This window comes from Tropicimonas aquimaris (assembly GCF_042676185.1).
GTDB lineage: Bacteria > Pseudomonadota > Alphaproteobacteria > Rhodobacterales > Rhodobacteraceae > Tropicimonas > Tropicimonas aquimaris.
Genome location: NZ_JBHTJT010000049.1, coordinates 1 through 23380, shown reverse-complemented (window position 1 = coordinate 23380; position 23380 = coordinate 1). Strand labels below are relative to the sequence as shown.

Genomic DNA, 23380 nt, shown 5'->3' with positions numbered 1-23380 from the left:
TCAGCCGACCATTTGGCCAGTTCCGAGTGCTTCGCCGCCCAGGCCAGCACCGCGTCCCGGCCAGGTTTCGGGCGCTGGCTGAGGGGTGCCGGTCTCGCCCTGCACGGTATTGGCGTATTCAGCATAGACAAAGCAGTGGGCCTGGAGCGCTGCGAATTGCTCGACCTGCTGGCGGATCGCCTCCTTCTCCTCGGCCACAGACGCCCGCATCAGGTTGCCCGAGCACCAGCCGCCGCAGAGCGCGACGCCGTAACGGTCGAGATAGGCGCGCAGCCCCTCGGTTTCGGCGGGCATCCGGCGGCCGGGTTTGCCGCTCTCGTGGCCGATGCGCCCGGCATCCTCCGTCTCGGCCACGGCCTCGCCGTTGGAGATGTTGCCCGCCATCCAATTTCGCGCCGCATTACCAAAGATCCTGCGGCCGACGGCGAAGCCTCGCTGAACCGGCGCAGAACCGTCGACTCCTGCGCGGCCGACATGTCCGCATCGTGATCAGGATGGCGGAAACAGGGGCATCTGACGGCCTGATGGCGCAAGTCTGTCCACCGAATCCCGCGTTCCAAAATGAACTGGAGCTTCTCCCCGCTCGGTTGGGTCGGCGTGCAGCCTTGGCGGCTGACCGCAAAGGCGCCGCAGGCTTTGGCATATTTCAGCACCATCGGTCAGGCCTCGCCGTCGAGCCAGCCCTTGAGCAGGCCGGACATGAAACCGTCGCAGGAGCCGCCCGCGCGCGCCGGATGAACGCCCGATCGATGTCGTCTACCGTCACCACAATGTCGGCGCAGTTCTCGCGATAGAAGACCGGCCATGTGGCCGCGCCATGGCGAGGGGTTTGCAGGCCCCCGCCACGGTCTGCATATCAGACGTCGGCCAGTTGCACGGGCGCACCCGTCTTGTGCGAGCGGGTAGCGGCCTCGGCCATGGCCAGCGCCGCGATGCCGTCTTCGAGCGTCACCGGAACCGCGCTGCCACCGTTGATCGCCTCCATGAAGGCTGCCCATTCGGCGGCATAGGACGGCATGTAGCGCTCGAGGAAGAAATAGGTGGGCTTTGCGCCTGTCACGCCCGCGGTGGTGGATTTGACCACGGTGTTCTCCAGCATGTTCTGAGCCTGCAGAAGCCCCTCGGACCCGAGCAGCTCGACCCGCTGGTCATAGCCGTAGACGGCGCGGCGGGAGTTCTTGATCACCGCGATCCGACCATCGGCATAAGTCATCGTCACCACGGCGGTGTCGACGTCGCCCGCAGCGCCGATCTCGGGATCCACGATCGACGACCCGGCCGCCATGATCCACACCGGCGGCTCGCCCATCATGAAATTGGCCATGTCGAAATCGTGGATCATCATGTCCCGGAACAGCCCGCCGGATACCTTGACATAGGCTACCGGCGGCGGCGCCGGGTCGAAGGAGGTGATCGACAGCAGTTCCGGCTTGCCGATCTCGCCGGCTATCAGCGCCGCCTTCATTGTCCCGAAATTGGGATCGAACCGGCGGTTGAAGCCGATCATCACTGGCTTGCCGGTCGTCGCGGTCACCTTCTGGCATGCTCGCGCACGCTCGAGGCTCAGGTCCACCGGCTTCTCGCAGAGCACCGCCTTGCCGGCCTGCGTCGCCGCCTCGATCAGAACGGAATGCGTGTCGGTCGAGGTCGCAATCAGCACCGCATCGATGCTGTCATCGGCGATGATCTCCTCTGTCGTGCGGGCGACCGAGCCGTATTGCGAGGCCAGCTTCTCGGCGTTCTCCGGGTGGAAGTCCGAAACGGCGGCCAGGGTGCTGCCGGGATGGGAGGAAATGGCGGTGGCGTGAACGCCGGCGATGCGGCCGGCACCAAGAAGACCCACTTTCAACATGTCATTGTTCTTTCAGTTGGTGTTACAGCGTGAAGGCAGCACGGAAGGCCGCGAGGGCATCTTCCGGGTCATTCCTGGCATCGGCTTCCATGCTGACCGGACCGGCATAGCCTATATCATCCGACGCCCGTGGGATCATCGGCAAGTTCATCTCTCCGGCGAGCCTGTCGGGGAATTGTATCTTTCGGACGAGAAAGCGCTGCAGCTTGACGTAAGTGCACTCAGACCCAATGGAAGATTGAACCAAGGTATCGGGCGATGAAAACCGATTCCTGCGGGAGAACCACTTCGTTCCCGGCGCATTCTATACGGCAGATCGACGACTTCCTCCATGTTTACAAGAACCGGCGCTAGAGTGAGAGCCTTGGCAGTTAGACGCCCGCCGAAGTGTACCGCGCTCGCAGCGCAATGATCCTGTTCACCAGGTCGGAGGTCGCGCAACGGACCATCCGGAAACGTCGCTTGCACGAGAAGAACGCGGCCGCAGGATTTTCAAACTGAAGGTGAACCGGAACTCTCGTTACGAAGTCGCCCGTCCTGTCCCGGAAACTCTGACGGCGGTCAGATTTGCCGATTGATTGCGGTAGTCCGAACCCGGGCGTTGGGCGCGCGCGCGGCTGCCTTGTCGGTCAGCAGCCATGGCGCAAGACGCGTTGCCAGTAGAGCGAAAGCCACCGTCCAGAAAACGGCCGCCAAAGAGATGCCGTCGATGCCTTTCAGAAGAGGCTCGTAGCCGGCCAGCCGGGCAAGAGCTGCGAGCAGCACCAGCACGAAAGATGCGGTCAACCAAGGGCCGGCGACCAGGTTCCGCCCGGTATGGCCAAGGCTCGCTCGCATCATCACGGCGACGGTCATGCCGCCGATCGCGCCTATTCCGAACAGATGGGATGGGACGTCGGGACCGGCCAGACCTGCGGCGGCAGCGGCCACGCTGACAAACCCAAGGGGGATCATCAGGTAAGCGGCGTGCAGCATCAGGAGCAGCGGTGATCTCCAGCTCGCCATGCCACGCCACCGGGCCAGGCGGCCCAGGTGAAGTCCCGCGGCGGCGGCCGCCGCGAACCCGGCCAACGGGGTGTCGGGCAAGACACACCAGACCACGAGCGCAATTGTGCCCGCACCGATGCAGAGCCCGTCGAACCGGTTGAAGGGTACGGGCATGCGCTGGGCACCCGCCTTGGCGAGCCAGTTGCGGGTGAAGCTTGGCACGATGCGGCCGCCGATCAGCATGATGAGAAAGATCAGCAGGGCGGTTCCCGCGCGGCGCGACAGGTCGCAGGTTCCCTCGAGTTGCACTTCGGCATGGAATGCCAGGTTGGCGGCCCAGAGGAGCGTCACCGGAACCAGCACCTTGAGGTTTCGCCAGTTCTTTCCGGCGACGATTTCGCGGGCGATCATCGCGACGACTGCCAGAAGGAAGGCCTGGTCGATGGCGAGCACGCCGGTCGGCGGGAGCGGGAAGGCCCCGGCCAGCGCCAGCCGACCCGCGACCCAGAGCGCGAGCAGCCCTGCGAGGGGCCAGCCTCGGGTAGGCAACCTGCCGGTCCAGTTGGGCACCGCGGTGAACAGGAAGCCGGCGACCACGGCGGCGCCGTAGCCAAAGATCATCTCGTGGATGTGCCAGTCGACCGCGGGAAACGGCCCTCCCAGCGCGATCTCGCCACGCCAGGCGAGATACCAGGCGGGGATGACGCCGATTGCGAACAACATTGCGGCGAGGAAGAACGGGCGGAAGCCTCCGGAAAACAGGGCCGGCCCGCGGTAGTCCGAACGAATGGTCAATCTGGCCTCCGATCTTGAGGGGCGTGTCTTGGTCCTGCGGGCCGGGTTGCGTTCATTCCACCCTTGCCAGAAGATCCGCCATGCGCTGGCGGGACTTGCCACGCTGCTTCACCGCGGTCGCGGCCTCGAGATTCACGGCATCGCCGACCTGAACAAGAGCGACCATTCCCATGCCGTAATGCGGCGTGCACTTGATGCCGTAGAGACCCTCTGCGGCGACCGTCAGTTCGAAGTCCTCGGAGGGTTTGGTCTTGAACGCCTCGACACCCTCGGGAAGCATGCCTTCGATGCTTTCCACGTTGTGCCCGGCATCCACAGAGACAAAGCGGACCACATCGCCGGGCGCAGCCTTCACATAGGCGGGCACGAACACCATGCTGCCGGCCTCGCCCTTGTTGAGCATCTGCACCTCGTGGGTCTCGGCGGCAGCGATACCTGCGATGACAGCAAGAAGGGCGGCCAGCATCAGCGGTTTCATCATCGGGAATCCTTTCCATCCAGTCGTGGCTTTCCGTTGGCCCGGCTTTTGCGTTAGAAGCGGCCGGCGAACTTTGCGTTTGCTCAAACTTCCGGACGGAATCCTTGAAACTCGACACCAGCCTGCTGACCGGGTTGCCGCCCTTTTCCCGGCTCGACCGGGACCAGATCCGGCAAATCCTCGACGACGCCACGTCGCGGCGGTACGAGGAAGGTGCGACCATCTTCCGGGAAGGGCATGAGGCGGAGCGGTTCTACCTGCTGCTCGACGGGTACCTGCGCGTGATCCGTACGACGCCGGATGGTGAGCAGATCATCGTGCTGCACATCTCGCCCGGTCAGCTTTTCGGGATCGCGAAGGCGCTGCAACGTTCAACCTATCCGGCGACGGCGGTGGCCGCGGCGGAATCGATCGCGCTCTCCTGGCCCACGCGGTTGTGGGAGAGCTACATCGCGCAGTACGAAGGCTTCGCGACGGAAAGCTACAAGACGCTCGGCCAGCGGCTGGGGGAGATCCAGACGACGCTGACCGAGATGGCGACGCAGGCCGTGGAGCAGCGGGTGGCGGCGGTTCTGCTGCGGATGGCCAACCAGAGCGGGCAGAAGTCGGAGGTGGGCATCGAGATCGGCTTTCCCGTGACACGTCACAACATCTCCGACATGACTGGCACGACGCTTCACACGGTCTCGCGGCTTCTTTCGGCTTGGGAAAAAGACGGTATCGTGCGGTCCAGCCGCAAGCATATCGTCGTCACCGACCCGCATGCTCTGATGCTGTTGTCACGTCCGAAGGGCTAGTCGCGCGGCAAGACCTGCATGACGATAGCCCGGACGTCGGCTTCGTCGATCCCGTAGACTTCACAGGCATCAGTCAACGTGTGAAACGGGGCGATGGGGCATCCCGGGCAGAGCATGTTCCGCTCCCAGAACAGCGGGGCCAGGTCCGGCCATTCCGCGAAGAGCGCGGACAGGGGCAGGTCGGGGTCATGCGGATCCGGGCGGCTCATGGCCTCCTCCTTGGGAATCGGGATGGCTGCCCTCGTCCGGTACCACGAAGTCACCCCGAGGGCTGCAGGTGCACGCCGAGCGGGCCGAGCAGGGCGAGTTGCCGGTCGTCAAGGACGACGGCAGCGGTCGAGGCGGCATCTGCTACCGCCGCGCTTTCATGAAACGCCGTGACGGGCCCTTGACGCAACGGGCGCGTTCCCTGCGACGGGGCAAAGATGTGTCCGACGCCGCGTGCCGGATCGACGAGTGTGCCGAGCAGATCGGACGTGGCCACCGCCCGGTTCTCGAGCCGGCAGAGCCGCCCGCCGGGCAGCCGCACCGGCCAGCCTCGCGCGCCCTGCTCGGAACCAATCGCGCGGATCTCCCCGGCGTTCACCATGATATCTTGTAGCCCGGCCTGCTGGAGCAGGTCGGTGAGCCGGTCGGTGGCATAGCCCTGCGCGATCCCGTTCAGGGTCATCGCCATGCCGGGGCGCTCGAAGTACACCGACTGGCCATCGAACTGGACGCGCTCGAAACCGACGCGGCTGCGAGCGTCGCTTAAGAGTTCCGGATCGACGCTCCGCCCGGCGGCGGCATGTTCGGCATGCAGCGCGAAGAGCGGTTGCACGGTCGGGTCAAATGCGCCTTCGGTCGCGAGATGCACGGTGCGCGCCAGCGACAGCAGGTGCAGGAAATCGGGCTCGGGGTCGGGCAGGACGCCGTCACGGTTCAGGTGCACCAGCGCGCTGTCCTCTCGGTAGAGCGAAAACAGCCGGTCGATGCGGGCAAGCTCGGCCTCGACTTTGGCGAGGATCGGCGCGGCCTCCGCATCGTCCAGCCCCGCAAGACGCACCTCTGCCAGTGTCCCAAGGGCCGGGCCGCGCCAGGTTGCGAGCGGAGCCTCGGCGCGGACTTGTGCGGCGGTGCAGGCGGCTGCGGCCACGGCGAGGAAGCGTCGTCTGGAAAAACGCGGCGCCATCAGTGCATCCCCGCGTGCATGTCGCTGGCGGTCATCGTCTCCATGTCCGGGTGGGCATAGGCTGCCGGGATCTCGGAAAAGGCGACGATCCGTCCGCCATTCTCGGCGGCGAAGGCGCGTGCGGCGCTTTCCTCTCCAAATGGGATCGCCTCGGGTAACCCCATGCCGCCGAGCCGGCTGCTCTCGATCACAAGGTGCGCCGCGCCTGCCTCCAGCCAGTTTCCGGTGCCGGGGATGGCCCAGCTCTCGGCACGTCCCATGTCGGAGAGGTAGATCGCCGCGATCTCGCCGTCCCGTTCCGCGTCGCTGATATAAGCGACCGCATCGGTGACTTGGCTGAACCAGAGTGGAGCGTCGTAGCCCTTGAGGTGGATCTGCGCCTTGGGCCCCGGGTGGTCGGCCACGAACATCTGGCAATAGTGGCCGAGCGCCTCGTCGGTCATCTCGGTGGGAGAGGGGATCCCGGCGGTTTCCTCCTTGCAGCCGGCGAGTGCAAGGGCGAGCGCAAGGGACAGTGCGAGCCGTGTCATGGGACGATCCTTTTCGTACGGAAGATGCCGAGCCCGACCATGGCCCCGAGCCAGAGCGCCAACGCGCCGAGCGCGGCGACCGGCGGGAAGGGCAGGGTGCGGGCCAGCCCGTCGATCCCGGCCACCGGCGCGGTTTCGAGCGAGGCAAGGTTGTAGAGGCGGAAGGCGTCGGCGGGGTTGGCGATCACCAGCCAGGGGAAAACATGCGAGGCGAAGGGGCCTTCGCCGGCCGCCATGATGCCGCCGAGCAGGGCGAGATCGTAGAGCACGACCAGCAAGAGCCATGTGCCGATGGCCAGCGCGGCGGCACGGGCGGTGCGCCCGGAGAAGGCCGACAACATGAGCCCGACGGCCACGAAGACGGCCCCGAGCGCCACGGAGGAGCCAATCAGGCGGAGCCAGGCGGCGATTCCTTCCGGCCCCGCGCCGAGAAGCGGCAGGACTGCCAGCCCGGCGATGGAATAGGCCAGAACGATCGAAAGCCCCACCGCCGCACATTGCGCGAGGAACTTCGCGACAAAGACCTCCGACCGGCGGACCGGCGTGGCGAAGGTTAATGCGAGCGCGCCGCGCTCGATCTCGCCCGCAAAGGAATCGTAGGACATCAGCAGCGCGATCAAGGGGATCAGGTAGACCGAGAGTGTCGCGAGGCTGGCCGAGGTGAGGCTGAGCACATCGGCGTCCAGTGCCGCGCCCTGGCCCGCTGCGAAGAAGGCGAGCGCGAGGGCGAAGAGCGCCAGGACAACGGTCGCCAGCGCGACCCATAGGTTGCGGCGGGCGAGGCGCAATTCCTGCGCGAAGACGGTGCCGATGCGGGTACTCATGCGCTGGCCTCCTCGTCGGACTGGTTGGAGTGGTGGCGATAGATGTCGTCAAGCCCGGGGACGGCCACGTCGATGTCCTGCAGCACGTCGCTGCGGGTGCCGATGCGGGCCAGCAGGGCCAGCTTTGCCTCGGCGGTGCAGTCGATCTCCAGCCGGCAGCCATTGATCCTCCGGCCGCCGAACTCGGTCTGCAGCCGGTCGGCCTCGCCCGGGAGGGCGGTCACGCGGATGGTCGTCGGCAACGCGGCCCGGCGGGCGAGTTCTTCTAGCGTGCCGTCGGCCCTGAGCGCGCCACGCGCGAGGATCGCCACACGGTCGGTGCGGGTCTGGATTTCTTCCAGCCCGTGTGACGACAGCAGGACCGCCGAGCCGCGCGCAGCCGCCTCGGCGATCACCGCGTAGAACTCGTGCCGGGACACCGGGTCGAGCCCGCTCGTCGGTTCGTCCAGCAACAGCAGGCGCGGCGCGCCGATCAGGGCCTGGGCAAGCCCCAGCCGTTGCCGCATCCCCTTGGAATAGGTGCCCACGGCGCGGTCGGCGGCGTCGCTCAGACCGACGCGCTCCAGCAGATCGGCGACGCCGGCCTTCGGGGTGCTGCGAAGGCCGGAGAAATAGGCCAGCACCTCGCGGCCCGTCAGGCTGCGCGGGAAGGCGACCACTTCGGGGAGATAATTGATAGCGATCCGAGCGGCGTCTGTTGCCGGCACGTGGCCCGCGATAGCGATGGAGCCGGCGTCTGGCGCGAGAAACCCGAGCACCGCCTTGAAGAGCGTGGATTTCCCGGCCCCGTTATGACCGAGCAGAGCCAGCCTCTCGCCGGCCTGCACCTGCAGGCAGACCGCGTCGAGCGCCCTTAGGCGGCCGAATGACAGCGAGAGATTCCGGATGTCGAGAATGGTGTCTGTCACGGCCTTGTCTCCTGTGCAGGAACGCCCGCGCCGACCGGCGAGACGAGCGGATGACTGTCGATCACGCCGCCGGGCAGCAGCCCCGGAAAGCGGGATTGAGACCAGCGGATGAGCTGCATGGCAGGCGCGCCCATCAGCAGCTTGGCGGCCGGTTGCGACCAGACCAGCCGGTCGATGCTGTCGTTGGGGCGGTAGGGGCTGTCGGCCAGGCGATCGCCGTTCACGTCGAAGGCGACATGGTCGGACCAGTAATTGCCGCGTGTCCCGTCCGACCATTCAAGCCAGCGGGTGCCGACGTATTTCACCTGTGTCCGGTTGCCGACAAAGGCATTTCCGGTCAGCACGTTGCCCTGGCTGCCAGCAGTGAAGTGTACGCCGATCCCGCAGCCCTGGAAGCGGTTGGCCTCGAACAGGTTGTGGTTGGAATTGTAGATGAACAGGCACTTCTCGCCGCCGTCCCGCACCTCGTTGTGGCGCAACTCTGCCTTGTTGGCGAAGTTCATGAAGAAGCCATGGTTGGCGTCGCCCTCGGAGAGGTTCCGTTCGACCGTCAGCCGGGTGGAGTACATGAAGGCGAAGCCCATGTCGTTGCCGCGGCTGATATTGTCGGTCACCTCGATCCGGTTGGCGTACATCGAGTGGAAGGCGAAGCGCAGCTCGCTGAACCGGTTGCGGCGATAGATGGCCTCGTTGGAGGTGGTGATGAACACCCCGTCGCGGCCCTTGGAGATGACGTTGTCCTCCACCGTCAGGCCCGGCGCATTCCAGACGTAGATGCCGGGGCCGCGCTCGGCGACGCGCAGGTCGTTGCGCCCGTCGATGCGGTTGCCGCGGATGGTGACGCCCTTCGCGCCGTGCACGTCGATGCCGATAAGGTTTCCCTCGAGCGAGACGTGCTCGATCACCGCGCGGTCCGCGCCCTTGAGCAGGCGGATTCCGCTGTCAAGGTCGCTCAGTTTCGTTCCGGCGCCCGTGATGGCGAGGCCGGAGATCGTCACGTCCGGGGCAGTTACGGTCACAACAGATCCCTCGCCCGGACCTTCGATCCGGGCAAGGGGTCCCGTGAGTGTGAGGGATGTGTCGATGGTGACCGGTCCGGCGTAGCTGCCCTCGGAGAGGGCCAGCACGTCGCCGGGCCGGGCGTTGGCGATGGCCCGGGTCAGCGCCTCCGGCCCGGGATGCACGTCGATCCGCTCCGCCGGGCAAGCCAGCGGGATCGTCGACAGGAGCAGGGCAAGAACCGGAAGGCGCATCGTCGGGTCCTCCCTTATGCGACCGGCTTGACCAGCATTCGACCGCGCATCTCCATATGGAGCGCGTGGCAGAACCACTGGCAGTAGTACCAGTGCACGCCGGGACGATCGGCTCTGAAGGTGATCGAGGCGGTGGCCTGCGGGCCGACCTCCATCGCGACGCCGTGGTTGCCGAGGGTGAAGCCGTGGGTGAGGTCGTCCACGTCGTCCATGTTGGTCACGTAGATCGTGACCTCGTCGCCCTGGGTGACCTCGAACTGCTCGAGGCTGAACGCGGGCGCCACGGAGTGCATGTAGACCCGGAGCTTGTTGCCGTCGCGGATCACGTCGGCGCCCCAGTCGAGGTCCACACCGTCCTTCTCGGCCTGAATGCGGGCCTCCTCCCAGAGCGGGTCGCCCCGGTCGTAGACCGACGCCGGGTTCACCACGTCGGCACGCACCAGGATGCAGTCGTGCGGCTCGGCGAAGGTCGGGCCATCGTGCACCAGCGCCATGCGCTCGCCGGAGATGTCGATCACCTGGTCGTTCTCGGGCTTCAGCGGGCCCACGTTCAGGAACCGGTCCTTCGAGAACTTGTTGAGCGAGATTAGGAACTTGCCGTCGGCCTCGAGCGTCTCGCCCATGGTGGTGTGGTTATGGCCGGGCTGGTAGTGCACGTCGATCTTCTCGATGATCGGGTCCACGTCCTCGCCGTTGAAGGCGCGCACGGCGTCCTCGAGGCTCCACTTCACCATCTGGCTGTCGAGGAAGAGCGTGGTAAAGGCGTTGCCCTTGCCGTCAAAGGCGGTGTGGAGCGGGCCGAGGCCCAGTTGCGGTTCGGCCACGACGGCGGAGCGCGGCTCGGCGCCGGCAAAGACCTCAGGCAGCTTCGTCACGTCGACGACGGTGACCGTGGGCGAGAGCTTGCCGTTGATGCACAGGTGCCGCTTGTCGGGCGCCATGTTGCAGCCGTGCGGCGAGTTGGAGACGGGAATATACTGCGTGTACTTGCCCGCTTTCCGGCCATCGAGCACCTTGACGCCGTTGTATTCCTTGTAGTCGCCTGCAACGACGCCGGCCTCGATTGCCTTGATGTCGAAGACGACGACCCAGTCCTGCTCGTTGGCGGTCATGTCGGCGAGGGTGACGCCGTTTTCCGAATTATAGCAGGTCGAGAAGGCGTAGAGCCCGTCGTAGTCGGCGTCGCAATTGTCGAGGTTGCCGTCGACGATCACCTGCCAGGCGATCTCCATCGTGTCGCCGTCGATCGCGGTGAAGATCGAGACGTACTTGCTCGGATCGTCCAGCACCACGCCGTCGTTGGGCAGCGGCACCCGGTGCTCGCCATTGGCGAAGACATAGCCGGTGCGCGGGTACTTCTGCGGGCGCAGGCCGTGGATGTCCGACGTGTTGGGAATCTCGATGATCTTGTCGGTCTTCATGATGTCGCAGCGGATGCGCGCGACCCGGGTGTTGGCCTTGTCGTTGGCGAACAGGTAGCGCCCGTCATAGGTGCCATCGGTGAAGGACATGTGCGGGTGGTGCAGGTCGCCGTTGTCGTAGGTGAGCTTGCCGCTCTTGGCGAGGAACTCCTTTGTCTCGGGCATCAGGCCCTCGGTGAGGATCTTGAGGCTTTCCAGAGTCGAGCCCCATCCGGTGGCGGAGCATCGGTTGAAGACGGGGATGCGCATCAGCTCCCGCATCGAGGGCACGCCGATGATGCGCACTTCGCCCGATTGGCCGGACGACCAGAAGCCGTAGTAGCTGTCGAGTTCGCCCGGCGCGACCTCGACCGAGCCTGCGGCGGCTGCAGCGCGCGGAGCGCTGACAAGGCCGAGGCTGCCGCCGGTAATTGAAGCCAGCGCCGCGACGCCCGCCGATCCCTTGAAAAGTCCCCGGCGCGTCATGCCGTTTTGCGTGTCACTCATTGGATTTCCCTCCGTCATTTGACTCTTGCAAGCTGGTTGGGGTGGCCGAGGTTCGGCCGTTCGCCATGGGCCGCCAGTGAGGCCGCCGATTCCGCGATCTTTGCGCGCCGCCTGTCGGTCTTGATGACGACCGGGCAGCGGGCGTGGTCCTGGTAGAGCACCTGACAGTTCAGGCAGGAGATGCATTCGTTCGGGTTGATCTCGCCGGACGGATGAATGGCTTTCACCGGGCAATCGGTGGCGCAGAGCTGGCAGGGGTTTCCGCATTCCTTGTAGCGCTTGAGCCACTGGAACATGTGCAGCCGAGCGGGGATGGCGAGGCCGCCGCCCAACGGGCAGACATAGCGGCAGTAGAATCGCTCGATGAAGAGCCCCGGCACGAGGCAGGCCAACGCGATCAGCACATAGGGCAGGGGACGCGCGAACTTCAGGATGATTGCCGTCTTGAACGGCTCTACCTCCGCAAGGCGCTCCGCCAGTTCCAGCGAGTAGAGCGAGGCTCCGAACAGCCCGAGGAACAGCATGTATTTCAGCGCCCAGAGTCGCTCATGCAGGCCCCACGGCAGAGTTACCTGCGGCACGCCAAGGCGGCGGGCGATCTTGTTTGACAGCTCCTGCAGCGCCCCGAACGGGCAGAGCCAGCCGCAATAGGCGCCGCGCGCCCAGAACAGCAGCGCCGCGGCCACGGCGAACCACAGGATGAAGATCAGCGGATCCATCAGGAAGGTCTGCCACTGGAAGTCGCTGAAGAGCGCATTGGCCACGGCCATCACGTTGACCACAGAGAGCTGCGCATTGGCGATCCAGCCGACGAAGACCAGCGTGAAGACGAGATACGCGTTGCGCAACGCCGCGAAGAAGCGGGCGTTCCGGGTGGCGTAGGACTGGAAGAAGAAGATGCCGGTCAGGAGGGCGAGGGCGGCCGAAAGCACCAAGACCTGCGTGCGCTTGGTCTGCCAGATCCGTTGCCAGAGGGCGTCGCGGGCCTCCAGGTCGGAAGTGTCGGCAACCGGTGTAGGCGCAGGCGGCGGTGCTATGGTGCGCGTGTAGGCTTCCGGCAACTCGTATCCGAGGTCGTAGGTCAGGAAGACCTTCTCAATCGGCCCCACGGAGCGGCTGACAAGGAACTGCAGACGGTAGGGCGCGGCCGGATCGAAACCGGCATCGGCCGGGATGATGAACAGGTCCATCTCCGGAAACTCCGGCGCCCCGGCGGCGGCGATATGCACGACCCGGCTTTGCTCGCGGTCGCGGAACCGATGCGAGATCTCGCCCTGGATCAACTGGAACCTGTCGAAGATGCCGCCGCGCACGTAGCCCGACCCCTTGAAGGACCACCGGCCGGCGCCGAACACGGCAATCGCCTCGTCCCCCGGTTGCAACCGCTCCGCGAGGTTTGCGTAGGCGGCGTCGCCGAGCAGAGAGCGGCCGATCGCGGGCTGGCTGACCAGCGCCGTCCAGACGTCCACCTGGGCCGTGTCGTCGGGGCCCGGCTCGGCGTGCTTGCCAGTGCGCGGATCGCCAAGCGCGGCGAAATCGGCATTGACCGTCGCGACGTCGAGGCTCAGGCGCCGCAAGGCCCCATTGCCTGCGAGCGTTTCCCAGTCCGCGAGTTCCCCGGCCTCCCGGTCGATGACACGGGTCGGTCCGGACGGGGCCTCGTCCGCAAACCCCTTGAGGCTGAGCGCGCGAGCGACCTTGATCCCGGCCCGCAGGATGGAGTCGTCGATGACCATGATTGTAACGGTCGCGCCGGAAACGATCTCCAGATCTTCGGCATCCCGCGCGCCCGACGCGCCCTGCAGGTCGAAACCGGCATAATGGTCGATCACCGCGCGGATCTCGCTCTCCGGGATGCCGACCAGCACGATCGGTTCGGAATGCTTGACAAGTTTCGCGCCGATCAGCCGCGCATCGGGAGAGAGGCCGGCGACGATGTGGATCGGCTTGCCGGAGTAGCCGGTCGTGGGCACGAAGTCCGACGTCAGAAATACCCAGCCGACGGTCTCCCCGCCCGAAAGCGCCGGCACGATCCCGTTCCCGTCCGGCGCACCGAACGCTGTTGCTCCTGGCACCAGCTCTGCCGGTGTTACGTCGTCGAGAAAGCCGGAGATCAGGACATCCGCATGCACCGGTGCGGCAAGACACAGAAGAACAAGAAGTGTCCTTGCCACAATGGTGATTGCATGGGCCATCTCCACGCTCCCTTTCCCGCGCCCGCTTGGGGCTCTGGAACGTGTGATTAGCGATCTTCGAGCAGCGAAAGTTTGCGCTTGCGCAAACTACTGCACGATCACTCCATCAACATGGTCTGGTCGACGCTCGAATTCATACTCGACGGGGACGAGGCCGATCAGGATAGTGCGCATCGTGTTTCGCCCCACCTTTTGCCCGGTTCTCGAAGAAGAGAAAGCCGCATGTGCGGGTGGCGCTAGCGTTGATGATGAACGCCAGGCGCGACCTTTCAGACGCTCTGACGCTGCGCGAGGAACAGATCGACGGCGACACGATCTGGTGCGTGCGCGCAAGACCGGTGAGGAGGTGGGGATTCCCGTCAGTTCGCCGTTGCAGGCGGCGCTCGACAGCATCCCCGAGCATGAGGCGGCCACGGTGCTGGTCAGTGCGACCGGTGCGGCATGGACCTACAACGGCTTTGCTGCCGTCTGGAACGGCTTCAGGACCGGGCTGGAGGAGGAACGGTTGATCGCGCCCAGCCACACGCTCAAGGGCTTGCGCCACATTGTGGCGACGACGCTGCGCGAGGCGGGGCTCTATTAGCGCCGCATCGCGGACCTCTTTAGTCAGAAAGCGCTGGGCGCGTTGGCGGGAAGAACGCGGCAAGTGAAAGCCTGCCTCTTGCTATCAATGCAGTAAGGTCTGAAAGCGAATTTTGTCAGGCCCCAGAATACGCCTGATATGCCCTCAAGCGACGCGCAAAGGGTGAATATCTCGGTGGATAGATGTCTTCGGGAAGCAAGATATCTGACTATAGTCAGGGGATTAGCTGAATAAGTGGTGCCGGGGGCGGCTTCTTAAAATACACTCAAGCCATTGATAAAAAATAGCATTCAGAATCAAAAACTAATCCGTGCCCCCAAAGATACCCCCTGAACGTGCCGGATTTTTGACGTGGCGACGAGTGCGAAGGTCCGGCGGGCAACTAACTCAGTCGACAAAACCATCCAGTATATTGGACGAGAACTGTGCGTGTATGTTCCTGGGCCGGTTAATCCGGATAGGCATTGCTGTGCCGATCCTTCCATCCAAAGCCAACCACATGACCAGGCCGATATGCGAGGAACCGTGGATTACTCCAATACTCAACACGGCCAGACGGGCCGAAGGACAATCCGGTCGTTCGTTGCAGGCGCGTTGGCCTTCTCACATGCGGGCTCTCCGGTCGCTCGGCACCTTGCGAACAACTGGCGCTACCTGCGCTTTGCGGCCGTTGGCCGGGAGCGGCACTTCGCACGCGCAGCAAGGTTTCCGACCGATGCGAACGGCCCTGAACAGACATTCGCCAAGATGATCATCGCCGCGGCGCGGCCTCGTCAAAGCCGACGTTCTTTGCGCTGTGCGGCATCGTCCGGATAGTCGATACCCGCAGTGCGGACAGTCCAGTTGTTCGGCCCGCAGAGGCCAACTGGTGCTCACTGCGCATTGCAGACAATCTCTCGTATCCAAGCTAGGTCCGGAGTGCGGACGAAGCTCCCGGTCTGAGAACCGTCACCTCAATCGACGCTGGCCAGCTGTCGCTCCCGGTGGATGATGTAGAGGCCGGTGGCAACAATGATCGCAGCGCCGGTCCATGTCCATCGGTCTGGCAACTGGTCGAATACCAGCCAACCCCAGAACGTGCTCCAGATTATCAGGCTGTAGTGCATCGGCGCCAGCACGGATGCCTGTGCTATTTCCAGCGACTTGATAATCATAAGCTCGCCCAGTGCCGCGAACACGGCCATGCCGGCCAGCAGCGCCCATTGCAAGTCTGCCTCGGGCATCGTCCAGAAAAAGGGTAATGAAAATGACAGAGCCAGCACGCTCGCAAGCGCAGTATATGCGACAGTGGTGATCGTCTGGTCGCTCGAGGCCAACCGCCTCGACAGCACCTGCCGCACGGCAAAGGCAGACGCCGCGACCAAAACCAACAACACCGCCGGATGCATGACTCCCATCCCCGGGCGGATCACGATCAGTGTCCCGACGAAACCGATGGCAACGGCGATCCAGCGCTTCAAGCCGACTCGCTCGCCCAGCAGCAACGCCCCCATCGCCGTGACCAGAAATGGGGCGACGAAACTGACCGCTACAGCGTCCGCCAGCGGTACGAATTTCACGGCAAATATGAAACATGTCGCAGATATCACTGCCAACATCCCGCGTGCGATCTGCAGCACAGGATGGCGGGTGCGTAAGATCGACGGCCCCCGTATGGCCAGCGCAATCACCACACCGGAGAGCAACCCAAGTTGACGGAACCAGACGATCTGCACCGGATGGAATGACTCCGTCAGCAGCTTTGCCTGGGCGTCGGCGGCCGAGAATAGCAGAAAGCCAAGCCCCATCAGCAACAGCCCGCGCGTGTTGTTCAACTCGTGTGGATGCTCGTGCGGGCTCAGCGGGGTGGTGTGGCTCGAGGTCAAAGCGATGTCCCGCATTCGGTCTTGCGGGCTGTCATCTCCGCAGAGAGAGGAAAAGGCACGGACCGGGAATCCGAGGCCAACGTAAAGAACCTATCTGAATCGCCGGAACCAGACGACGCCAAAAATCCGTGAAGCGAACGGAAAAAGTTCCGCAAGTCTCTCGTTCAGATCGACACATTCGCTGTGGGCGGAATGGAGAATCGCTTTTTGAATTGCCGCGCTGCCAGAGTTCTTGGTCAACGGGATCGCAGCAACGGCAAGAATCTTGAAGAGTTAAGTCCACTTCGGGCTCACAACGGTCATCTGAGCCTTTTCGTCAGATGACAGCAAGGTCGGCAAAGTTGCCGATAGATCAGCGGCCGGTGGCGTCGCAGACCACGCGAGCAGTCGAGATCAGCAAGCTGCGCATTCCTGCCGTTGGGTGAACTTGGGGCAAGGTCGGCTGCGCGGGACGGAGCCGAAGCTCGCATCCAACGTCTTCCTGCTCACTATGTCACGTGCTCGCCTGCAACATGCCGGACCAGAGCGTCCATCGCGTTGCAAGTATAGTCGTGGAAGTACCAACTGTCCGCTTCGGGCTGGCTTGATTGCTTGATGACCGCAATCTCCCTGTTTCGGTCAATGTAGATCCATTGGCCGTTCACCCCGAGCGCGATGATCGCTTCCGACCCGGGCGTGTTTCTGATCCACCATTGTGCGCAATAGCTCCAATGGCCATTCGCCATGTCTTCTTCTGCACTCGGGCCCCTCAGGAAGGCTTCGGTGGACCCCCCTTGTGAAAGCGTGTCGATCACCGCTTCGGGGATGATCTGGTCACCGCCAACACGGCCATTCCGGAGCATTGCCGCGGCAAAGCGCGCCATGTCCTCTGCCGTGGCGTTCAGCCCACCCCCGGCGAAGAGGTTGCCCGTGGCATCCAGAAGGACATAGGCCTCGCCGGTCATGCCGAGTCTTGACCACAGGCGGCTTTCCAGTAGGGTCACAAAATTCTGACCGAACAGTCGACTGACCGCCCAGTTCAGGACATCGGCCTGCGGCGTCTGGTACTCGAACACCGACCCATGCGCGCGCCCCTCGAGCTTGGTCAGTGTGCTGGCATAGTCATAGAGGCTCTGTGGTCCGTCCCAATCGACCGCCTTTAAGCCGGCCCCAAGAACCGCGACGTAATCGTGGATCTCTGCGTCGGGGTCGGCATAGTACTCACTGAATTTCAGCGATGCTGTCATGTCGAGGACCTGACCGAAGGTGGCATCGGAAAAACCCGATCCGTTGTCGAGTTCCGGTATGATGTCCACGATCGGGGTGTCCCGCGTGACCAGCCCCTCTTCGATCGCCATCAATGCGAAGAGGCCGATGAAGGACTTGGTGCAGCTGAACATGATGTGCGGCGTGTCCGGCGTCATGCCATTGAGGTAACGCTCGTAGACGACCCTGTCCTTGTGAACCACGATCAGGCTGTCAGTGAATGTCTGCCGCAGGAAGCACTCGAAATCAGCGAGAGAGCCATCCTTGCGTCGAACTGACAGGCTGCCGATGTCAGCGTCGATCTCGCGCCTCAGCGCGGTACCGGCATCGCTGGGCCGCACAGGTGCTGTCGGCCAGATCCGCCGCATATTCTGGTAGGCCCACCGATTGAATGGCGGCTCCCACACACCATTGAAGCGATCCACCCGCTTACCGGCAGGCGGCGGAAACCCCTGCATAAGACCAAGCTCCAGATGAGTTGCGGTATCGAAGGGTTCGGAGATCGCCATGGCAGTAGTCGCCTTTCCAACACTGTCTTCCTGAGCCCCCGCACCAGAAGTGAACGGTTGGGCTCGCGCGGGTCTGACTACCAGGCTAGCATTGCGTGGTAGGCATGACGACTCCCGACACCGCCCATGTCCGCTTCGGGCTCGCAGCAGTCATCTGATCATTTCGATCAGATGCCTCCATGGTCGGCCAAGCAGACTTGCTGGCGACATGGCCGCTCGGTGTCTGTGTGCTCGGGCCGACAGGTCCGATGACTGCGCATAGCCGACCTTGGGGCTTCCAGCGCAAGGTCTGGCTGTGGCGCTTCTCGAACCTTAGCCTCGGATCGTTCTACCGTCGCGACTGGACCGCTGCCGACATGCCTAGGAGGAAATCTATCGGCCCGACGTGGTCGAGATCGGATATGCGAGGGGAGTGCCGATGCGCGGTGACCTTGCCACCGCGCCCGATGGGGTAAACGCGCCCGTCTTCATGGTTGGGGCACTCAAGGATCCCTGGTCGGGAAATCTCGACGGGAAAAAGATCATCAAGGGCTGGGTCGATACCGACAGCGAGCGCCATGAGCGGATCTCTGACTTGGCGGTCTCGGATGGTCGCGAAATCGGGGCTGACGGACGCGCCAGCGATCCGGTTGGCAACACTGTGGATGTAGAACAAGCGACGTGGACCAACACGATCGGCGCTCCAGAATTGCGCGCTGTCTGGACCGACACGGATTTCGACCCCTCGGTTCCGGCTGTCTGTTACGCAAGTGTTCTCGAGATCCCGACGCCGACTTGGCAAGCCTGTGACAAGGCCCGCTTCGATATCAAGATTACGCCGGAAGGTATTCCGCGCTCTCACCAGGAACGCGCCCATACCTCGCCGATCTAGTATACACCGGATTTAGGGCAGACTTTCTGGGGCGGGCCGAAAAACTTTCGCGCGCCGCAGTGACACGTCGGGAAGCGCGGGGCGATGATCCTCTCCTATCTGACATGGGGGGCGCCTTCGCTCCGCCAGTCTTCGCGGTGCTGCTCAAAGTTGCTGGAACGCCTTAGGCGCCGTTCTCGGGGACGAATGAGAGATCAGTGCCATGGGCTTGCTTACGGCGACCGGGCGCGTGCCGTGCGCTATTTCTGCATGGCCTTGATCGCGGTCGGCGTGTGGCCGGCCCAACGTTGCATCGCTCGGGTCAGGGTCTCCTGATTGGCATACCCAAGCTCGCTCGCAAGGTCTCGGAGCAACGGCGGGTTTGGTGTCTGCAGGCTATTGAGAGCTATGAGCGCACGTGTTCGTTCGAGGATATCGGAAAAACAGGTTCCCTCTTCCGAAAGCCGTCGCCGGAAAGTGCGCGCGCTCATTCCTGCCGTCGCCGCCAAGGCATCGACTGTGGGTTTCTGGTGCGACATCATGCTGGCAACAAGCGTGGCCACGTCGCCGGACAGGCTGTTGCCCACGTTCAGCGGCGCGACCTTGCCAACAAATCTGGAATCAGCCTTTTCGCGGATGTGTTCCGGCATAGCCAGATCGGCCACGTCACTGTCTACGAGGATATCGAGCAGGCGATCCGCACGTCCGACGACCCGATCACCGAGCCAAGGCCGGAGGTGTGAAACGCCCAATTGCGGATGCGGCACCATACCCACCCGCGTCACGCTTGGCGCGCGCCCCGTTGCGACGCTGCAAATCGAGTCCACCAACGCAGCCACATACTGCTGCACATAATGCAGAACTTCGTCGTCGCCGAGACTCAGCGTCCAACCATCGTTGATGGTAATGTTTGCCCCGACGGTCTGAACGGAAAACACCTCGTGGGTACAATGGAGCGGCATTTGACGAGAAAGCCGCCGGAACCCGTCACGTACGGTCGGCCCTTGAAGTGCAGCCGCTCCGATCAAGCCGATCTCGAACCCACCACGTTCACGGGCCATCCGGTATGGCGCGTCCGGTCCTTCGGCCCGCGCGATGTCTACCAGCAACCGAACAGCTCCCGACACGGGAATTGGCAGAAGCAGGTCGGCAAGTGAAACCCAACCGAGCCCGGAACGCTCAAGGAACGGTCTGGCATCGAGTTGCCGATCGACGAGCCACCTGTGGATTGGTGCGATCGCGGCGACCCGTATCAAGGGGATGTTGTAACTCATGCCGTTTCTCCGACCCTCTATTTAGATCTTGGCCCGTAAAGTCAAATCTCCCAAAACAATTTGATCTGAATCAAGAAATTCAGCAGCGAAGTAGCGCATCTTTGTCCTTGCGCCATTAATGTGGGGGGCTCATGATGACGTAGCGTCATCTGTTTTGGCGACCTGCATTTCTCTTTGTGCCAGACGGATGGCGCTGGTCCATATGGAGGAAGACCAATGTTTACTCGTCTCATTTCTGCGGCCGCAATTTCCGGCCTTCTCGCCATGTCTGCATTTGCCCAGGGAGGCTTGCATGCTCAAGCTCAGGGCGAACTTGAAAGTGCCGGAGTCAACGTCGAGATTCCGGCGGACGCGACCGAAGAGCAACTCGGTCAGATCATCGCCCTGAGCGGTCAGCATGAAGGCAACCCGTCTCAGCTCGAAATGGAAGTCAAGAAGGTGCTGGGAATGGAGTGATCCCTTGCCCTGAAATGTAGGCTTCAGGGCCGATTCAGTAGCGCCGGGCCCGCAAACGCGTCGGCCCGGCGCTTTCATTTCGCGCCATCAGATCGGAAAAAGTCGATGTCTTTCAATCGGAAGATCGTCCTGGCAGTGCCGGCGGTCCTTGTCATGCTGACCAGTTCACTTCTGCCCGGACTGGCACAAACACCAACTGGATCCCCATCTTCCACCATTACGCTCGACGGCACGCAACTGCCCCCGCCGCCGATGGCGTTTGGCGGCAAGATCGAGGAACAGGCGAACAAGTCCACGCCCTGGTGGCCGCCGCGCGTCGTTCCCCCGGAAGAGGCGCCCAACGTGCTGCTGATCATCACCGATGACGCAGGCTTCGGTGTTCCAAGCACCTTCGGCGGAGTCATTCCGACCGAGACAATGGATGCCCTGGCCGCCGAGGGGCTGAGCTATACCAACATCCACTCCACCGCTCTCTGCTCGCCGACGCGGGCCGCACTGATCACTGGGCGCAACCACCACTCGGTAGGCTTTGGTGTCATCTCGGAGCAATCGACGGCCTATCCCGGCTACAATTCCATCATCACCAAAGACAAGGCGACCATCGGCCGAATTCTGCAGGAGAACGGCTACAGTACCTCTTGGTTCGGCAAGAACCACAACGTGCCAGCCTTTCAGGCCAGCGTAGCCGGTCCCTTCGAACAGTGGCCGAGCGGTCTCGGTTTCGAATACTTCTATGGCTTTGTCGGTGGCGACGCCAACCAGTGGCAGCCGAACCTGTTTCGCAATACCACCCAGATCTACCCGTTTGACGGCGATCCGGAATGGAATCTGATCACCGGCATGGCCGATGAAGCGATTGGATGGATCACCGACCTGCACCAGGTCGATCCGGAAAAGCCGTTCTTCGTGAAATATGCCCCGGGCGCCACCCATGCCCCGCACCATCCGACAAAGGAATGGGTCGAGAAAATCGAAGGCATGAAGCTCTTCGATGATGGGTACGAGGCGCTGCGCCAGACGATCTTCGAGAACCAGAAGAAGCTGGGGCTGGTGCCGCAGGACGCCAAACTAGCCGCATGGCCCGCGGACAAACTCAAGCCTTGGGACACCCTGAACGATGACGAGAAGAAGCTCTTCATCCGACAGGTCGAGGTCTTTGCTGCCTATGCCGCCTATACCGACCACGAGATCGGCCGCGTCGTTCAAGCGATCGAGGACATCGGCGAGTTGGACAACACACTGATCATCTACATCAATGGCGACAACGGCACGAGTGCGGAGGGAGGGCCGATGGGCACGCCCAACGAGGTTGCATGGTTCAACGGCATCGCCGAGATGCCCGCCGAGACCCAGATGCAATGGTATGATGTCTGGGGTACAGAAGAGACCTACAACCATATGTCCGCCGGTTGGTCCTGGGCCTTCGACACACCCTTCGATTACTTCAAGCAGAACGCCAATCGGCTCGGCGGCATCCGCCAGAACATGGTGGTGTCGTGGCCGAAAGGTATCTCTGACAAGGGTGGGCGCCGTGATCAATTCATGCATGTGATCGACGTGGTTCCGACGATCCTCGAAGTGGCAGGGATCAAGCAGCCCGAGACGGTTGATGGCATCAAGCAGTCGCCGATCGAAGGCACAAGCTTCGCCTATACCTTCGATAATACCAATGCTGATGAGCCCTCGCGCCACACTACCCAGTATTTCGAGATGATGGGCCAATGGGCGCTCTATCACGACGGCTGGCTGCTGAGCACCGAGGTCAACCGAATGCCCTGGGAGACGCCAGGGACGCCGAACCCCGATCCGCTCAACAATCAGGTGCTGGAACTCTACGATCTGACGACCGACATGAACCAATCGACCAATGTCGCCAAGGATCATCCCGACAAGGTGAAGGAGATGAAGGCGATGTTCATCGAGGAGGCAAAGAAATATCAGGTCTTCCCGATGGACGCGTCGGTGACCACGCGACTTGCGAAGCCGCGGCCAAGCATCACGGCGGGTCGCAGTGAGTTCGTCTATACGCGGCCAATGACGGGAGTTCCGCAGGGCGACTCGCCAAGCCTGCTCAACAGTTCCTACACGATCACGGCAGAGATCGAGATGCCCGAAGGCGGAGCCGAGGGGATGATCTTGACTTCGGGTGGCCGGTTCGCAGGCTACGGTTTCTATCTGCTTGAGGGCAAGCCGGTCTTCACCTGGAACATGGTCAACCTGGAGCGGATCAAGTGGGAAGGGAAGGAAGCGTTGGCTCCCGGGAAGCATATGGTCGAGTTCGACTTCCAGTATGACGGTCTCGGCGCGGCGACGCTCGCCTACGGCAGCCCAAGCGGGTTGGGCAAGGGCGGCACCGGCACCTTGAAGGTAGATGGCCAGGTGGTCGACACCAAGGAAATGAAGAACACCATCCCGACCATCCTGCAGTGGGACGAAGCCTTCGACGTCGGTTCCGATACCCTCACGGGCGTAAACGACGATGACTACAAGCCACCCTTCTCGCTCACGGCCAAACTGGAGAAACTGACGATCAAGATCGATCGTCCAAAGCTCAGCGACGCCGATATCAAGAAGCTCGAAGCTGCGATGCAGAAGGCCAGCGACTGAGGAACGCTTGATTGAAGCGCCAGCCGGCCCCTGTTGGTCGACTGGCGCCAGAAACCCGAAAACCGTGGCCGGTCATGCAGAAGGCCCGAAGACCAGGTGCTGACTGAGCGCAACAGCCTCAAAGCCAATACGCCCAATTGGCTAACCAAACGCGTCCAAACAACCAGCAATGTCATTTATCTCGCATGGCAGCTCCTGCTCCATGCAAACGTTGCCGCGCCCATCTACATTGAGAACGGCGGTGAGAAAGTCGGCCACGGTAGCGGCGGGATGACCCTGCTGCGGGCGGCGTAA

20 protein-coding genes and 2 pseudogenes are annotated in these 23380 nt (G+C 63.1%); 6 read left to right on the top strand and 16 right to left on the bottom strand.

Translation table 11 applies throughout. The features are described 5' to 3' along the window. The 3 genes and pseudogenes from ACFQ2S_RS19720 to iolG all read right to left on the bottom strand — a co-directional run. Positions 1-435, bottom strand: a pseudogene (locus ACFQ2S_RS19720) (hypothetical protein); the annotation flags it as partial. Positions 436-518: 83 nt separating this feature from the next. After that, positions 519-719: pseudogene (locus ACFQ2S_RS19715) on the bottom strand (bifunctional 5-dehydro-2-deoxygluconokinase/5-dehydro-2-deoxyphosphogluconate aldolase); the annotation flags it as partial. A gap of 137 nt (positions 720-856) precedes the next feature. Beyond that, a complete protein-coding gene (iolG, locus tag ACFQ2S_RS19710) occupies positions 857-1852 on the bottom strand; it encodes an inositol 2-dehydrogenase (RefSeq protein ID WP_386077136.1) in 996 nt (331 codons plus the stop codon). On the opposite strand from iolG, the gene ACFQ2S_RS19705 reads away from it, so the two are divergent. Further along, positions 1851-2114, top strand: coding sequence for a hypothetical protein (locus ACFQ2S_RS19705; protein WP_386077134.1), 264 nt, complete (start codon positions 1851-1853; stop codon positions 2112-2114). The two genes, iolG and ACFQ2S_RS19705, sit on opposite strands and share 2 nt — an antisense overlap. Positions 2115-2413: 299 nt before the next feature. Here the strand turns inward: ACFQ2S_RS19705 and ACFQ2S_RS19700 are convergent, their stop codons facing one another. Beyond that, positions 2414-3634, bottom strand: a complete 1221-nt coding sequence (locus tag ACFQ2S_RS19700) for an NnrS family protein (RefSeq protein WP_386077132.1) — start codon at positions 3632-3634, stop codon at positions 2414-2416. Positions 3635-3686: 52 nt separating this feature from the next. Next, a complete protein-coding gene (locus ACFQ2S_RS19695; RefSeq protein WP_386077130.1) occupies positions 3687-4115 on the bottom strand; it encodes a pseudoazurin in 429 nt (142 codons plus the stop codon). Between the two features lie 101 nt (positions 4116-4216). On the opposite strand from ACFQ2S_RS19695, the gene ACFQ2S_RS19690 reads away from it, so the two are divergent. Next, positions 4217-4909 (top strand): Crp/Fnr family transcriptional regulator, encoded by a 693-nt coding sequence (locus ACFQ2S_RS19690; RefSeq protein WP_386077129.1) that lies wholly within the window; start codon positions 4217-4219, stop codon positions 4907-4909. Here ACFQ2S_RS19690 and ACFQ2S_RS19685 read toward each other — a convergent pair. The 8 genes from ACFQ2S_RS19685 to ACFQ2S_RS19650 are packed head-to-tail and all read right to left on the bottom strand — an operon-like array spanning position 4906 to position 13697. Next, the gene (locus tag ACFQ2S_RS19685) at positions 4906-5118 is read right to left on the bottom strand and encodes a DUF1858 domain-containing protein (protein WP_386077128.1); all 213 of its coding nucleotides are present in this window, start codon (positions 5116-5118) and stop codon (positions 4906-4908) included. The genes ACFQ2S_RS19690 and ACFQ2S_RS19685 overlap by 4 nt on opposite strands. A gap of 50 nt (positions 5119-5168) precedes the next feature. Continuing rightward, positions 5169-6080, bottom strand: a complete 912-nt coding sequence (locus tag ACFQ2S_RS19680; RefSeq protein ID WP_386077126.1) for an FAD:protein FMN transferase — start codon at positions 6078-6080, stop codon at positions 5169-5171. Then, complete coding sequence (locus tag ACFQ2S_RS19675; protein WP_386077124.1) at positions 6080-6610, bottom strand: nitrous oxide reductase accessory protein NosL; 531 nt, start codon at positions 6608-6610, stop codon at positions 6080-6082. The genes ACFQ2S_RS19680 and ACFQ2S_RS19675 overlap by 1 nt, the downstream gene beginning before the upstream one ends. After that, positions 6607-7434, bottom strand: coding sequence for an ABC transporter permease (locus ACFQ2S_RS19670; RefSeq protein ID WP_386077122.1), 828 nt, complete (start codon positions 7432-7434; stop codon positions 6607-6609). The genes ACFQ2S_RS19675 and ACFQ2S_RS19670 overlap by 4 nt, the downstream gene beginning before the upstream one ends. Further along, the gene (locus ACFQ2S_RS19665; protein ID WP_386077121.1) at positions 7431-8342 is read right to left on the bottom strand and encodes an ABC transporter ATP-binding protein; all 912 of its coding nucleotides are present in this window, start codon (positions 8340-8342) and stop codon (positions 7431-7433) included. The genes ACFQ2S_RS19670 and ACFQ2S_RS19665 overlap by 4 nt, the downstream gene beginning before the upstream one ends. Then, positions 8339-9595 carry a nitrous oxide reductase family maturation protein NosD gene (locus tag ACFQ2S_RS19660; RefSeq protein WP_386077119.1) on the bottom strand — a complete coding sequence of 419 codons (1257 nt, stop codon included), beginning with the start codon at positions 9593-9595 and terminating at the stop codon, positions 8339-8341. Before ACFQ2S_RS19660 ends, ACFQ2S_RS19665 begins: the two co-directional genes overlap by 4 nt. Positions 9596-9609: 14 nt before the next feature. After that, complete coding sequence (gene nosZ / locus ACFQ2S_RS19655) at positions 9610-11502, bottom strand: TAT-dependent nitrous-oxide reductase (protein WP_386077117.1); 1893 nt, start codon at positions 11500-11502, stop codon at positions 9610-9612. A 14-nt stretch (positions 11503-11516) separates the two neighbouring features. Beyond that, positions 11517-13697 (bottom strand): 4Fe-4S binding protein, encoded by a 2181-nt coding sequence (locus ACFQ2S_RS19650; RefSeq protein ID WP_386077115.1) that lies wholly within the window; start codon positions 13695-13697, stop codon positions 11517-11519. Positions 13698-14043: 346 nt separating this feature from the next. On the opposite strand from ACFQ2S_RS19650, the gene ACFQ2S_RS19645 reads away from it, so the two are divergent. After that, positions 14044-14280 carry a hypothetical protein gene (locus ACFQ2S_RS19645; protein ID WP_386077114.1) on the top strand — a complete coding sequence of 79 codons (237 nt, stop codon included), beginning with the start codon at positions 14044-14046 and terminating at the stop codon, positions 14278-14280. Positions 14281-15233: 953 nt separating this feature from the next. Here the strand turns inward: ACFQ2S_RS19645 and ACFQ2S_RS19640 are convergent. After that, positions 15234-16160: a DMT family transporter gene (locus ACFQ2S_RS19640; protein ID WP_386077112.1), complete on the bottom strand. Its 927-nt coding sequence runs from the start codon at positions 16158-16160 to the stop codon at positions 15234-15236. 473 nt (positions 16161-16633) lie between these two features. Beyond that, on the bottom strand, positions 16634-17899 hold the full coding sequence (locus ACFQ2S_RS19635) for a serine hydrolase domain-containing protein (RefSeq protein WP_386077110.1): 1266 nt from the start codon (positions 17897-17899) through the stop codon (positions 16634-16636). A gap of 370 nt (positions 17900-18269) precedes the next feature. On the opposite strand from ACFQ2S_RS19635, the gene ACFQ2S_RS19630 reads away from it, so the two are divergent. After that, complete coding sequence (locus tag ACFQ2S_RS19630; RefSeq protein ID WP_386077355.1) at positions 18270-18770, top strand: DUF3604 domain-containing protein; 501 nt, start codon at positions 18270-18272, stop codon at positions 18768-18770. A gap of 239 nt (positions 18771-19009) precedes the next feature. Here the strand turns inward: ACFQ2S_RS19630 and ACFQ2S_RS19625 are convergent, their stop codons facing one another. Then, positions 19010-20023 (bottom strand): helix-turn-helix domain-containing protein, encoded by a 1014-nt coding sequence (locus ACFQ2S_RS19625; protein ID WP_386077108.1) that lies wholly within the window; start codon positions 20021-20023, stop codon positions 19010-19012. Between the two features lie 216 nt (positions 20024-20239). On the opposite strand from ACFQ2S_RS19625, the gene ACFQ2S_RS19620 reads away from it, so the two are divergent. Both ACFQ2S_RS19620 and ACFQ2S_RS19615 read left to right on the top strand, forming a co-directional pair. Continuing rightward, positions 20240-20479, top strand: a complete 240-nt coding sequence (locus ACFQ2S_RS19620; protein ID WP_089233237.1) for a hypothetical protein — start codon at positions 20240-20242, stop codon at positions 20477-20479. 105 nt (positions 20480-20584) lie between these two features. Next, positions 20585-23086, top strand: coding sequence for an arylsulfatase (locus ACFQ2S_RS19615; RefSeq protein ID WP_089233236.1), 2502 nt, complete (start codon positions 20585-20587; stop codon positions 23084-23086). Positions 23087-23380 lie beyond the last annotated feature (294 nt).

Excerpts from the sequence above, each read along its gene's own strand:
- ACFQ2S_RS19705 (WP_386077134.1), top strand. The coding sequence starts at position 1,851 with ATGTCATTGTTCTTTCAGTTGGTGTTACAGCGTGAAGGCAGCACGGAA.
- iolG (WP_386077136.1), bottom strand. The coding sequence starts at position 1,852 with ATGTTGAAAGTGGGTCTTCTTGGTGCCGGCCGCATCGCCGGCGTTCAC.
- ACFQ2S_RS19695 (WP_386077130.1), bottom strand. The coding sequence starts at position 4,115 with ATGATGAAACCGCTGATGCTGGCCGCCCTTCTTGCTGTCATCGCAGGT.
- ACFQ2S_RS19685 (WP_386077128.1), bottom strand. The coding sequence starts at position 5,118 with ATGAGCCGCCCGGATCCGCATGACCCCGACCTGCCCCTGTCCGCGCTC.
- ACFQ2S_RS19680 (WP_386077126.1), bottom strand. The coding sequence starts at position 6,080 with ATGGCGCCGCGTTTTTCCAGACGACGCTTCCTCGCCGTGGCCGCAGCC.
- ACFQ2S_RS19675 (WP_386077124.1), bottom strand. The coding sequence starts at position 6,610 with ATGACACGGCTCGCACTGTCCCTTGCGCTCGCCCTTGCACTCGCCGGC.
- ACFQ2S_RS19670 (WP_386077122.1), bottom strand. The coding sequence starts at position 7,434 with ATGAGTACCCGCATCGGCACCGTCTTCGCGCAGGAATTGCGCCTCGCC.
- ACFQ2S_RS19660 (WP_386077119.1), bottom strand. The coding sequence starts at position 9,595 with ATGCGCCTTCCGGTTCTTGCCCTGCTCCTGTCGACGATCCCGCTGGCT.
- nosZ (WP_386077117.1), bottom strand. The coding sequence starts at position 11,502 with ATGAGTGACACGCAAAACGGCATGACGCGCCGGGGACTTTTCAAGGGA.
- ACFQ2S_RS19650 (WP_386077115.1), bottom strand. The coding sequence starts at position 13,697 with ATGGCCCATGCAATCACCATTGTGGCAAGGACACTTCTTGTTCTTCTG.
- ACFQ2S_RS19640 (WP_386077112.1), bottom strand. The coding sequence starts at position 16,160 with ATGCGGGACATCGCTTTGACCTCGAGCCACACCACCCCGCTGAGCCCG.
- ACFQ2S_RS19635 (WP_386077110.1), bottom strand. The coding sequence starts at position 17,899 with ATGGCGATCTCCGAACCCTTCGATACCGCAACTCATCTGGAGCTTGGT.
- ACFQ2S_RS19625 (WP_386077108.1), bottom strand. The coding sequence starts at position 20,023 with ATGAGTTACAACATCCCCTTGATACGGGTCGCCGCGATCGCACCAATC.
- ACFQ2S_RS19620 (WP_089233237.1), top strand. The coding sequence starts at position 20,240 with ATGTTTACTCGTCTCATTTCTGCGGCCGCAATTTCCGGCCTTCTCGCC.
- ACFQ2S_RS19615 (WP_089233236.1), top strand. The coding sequence starts at position 20,585 with ATGTCTTTCAATCGGAAGATCGTCCTGGCAGTGCCGGCGGTCCTTGTC.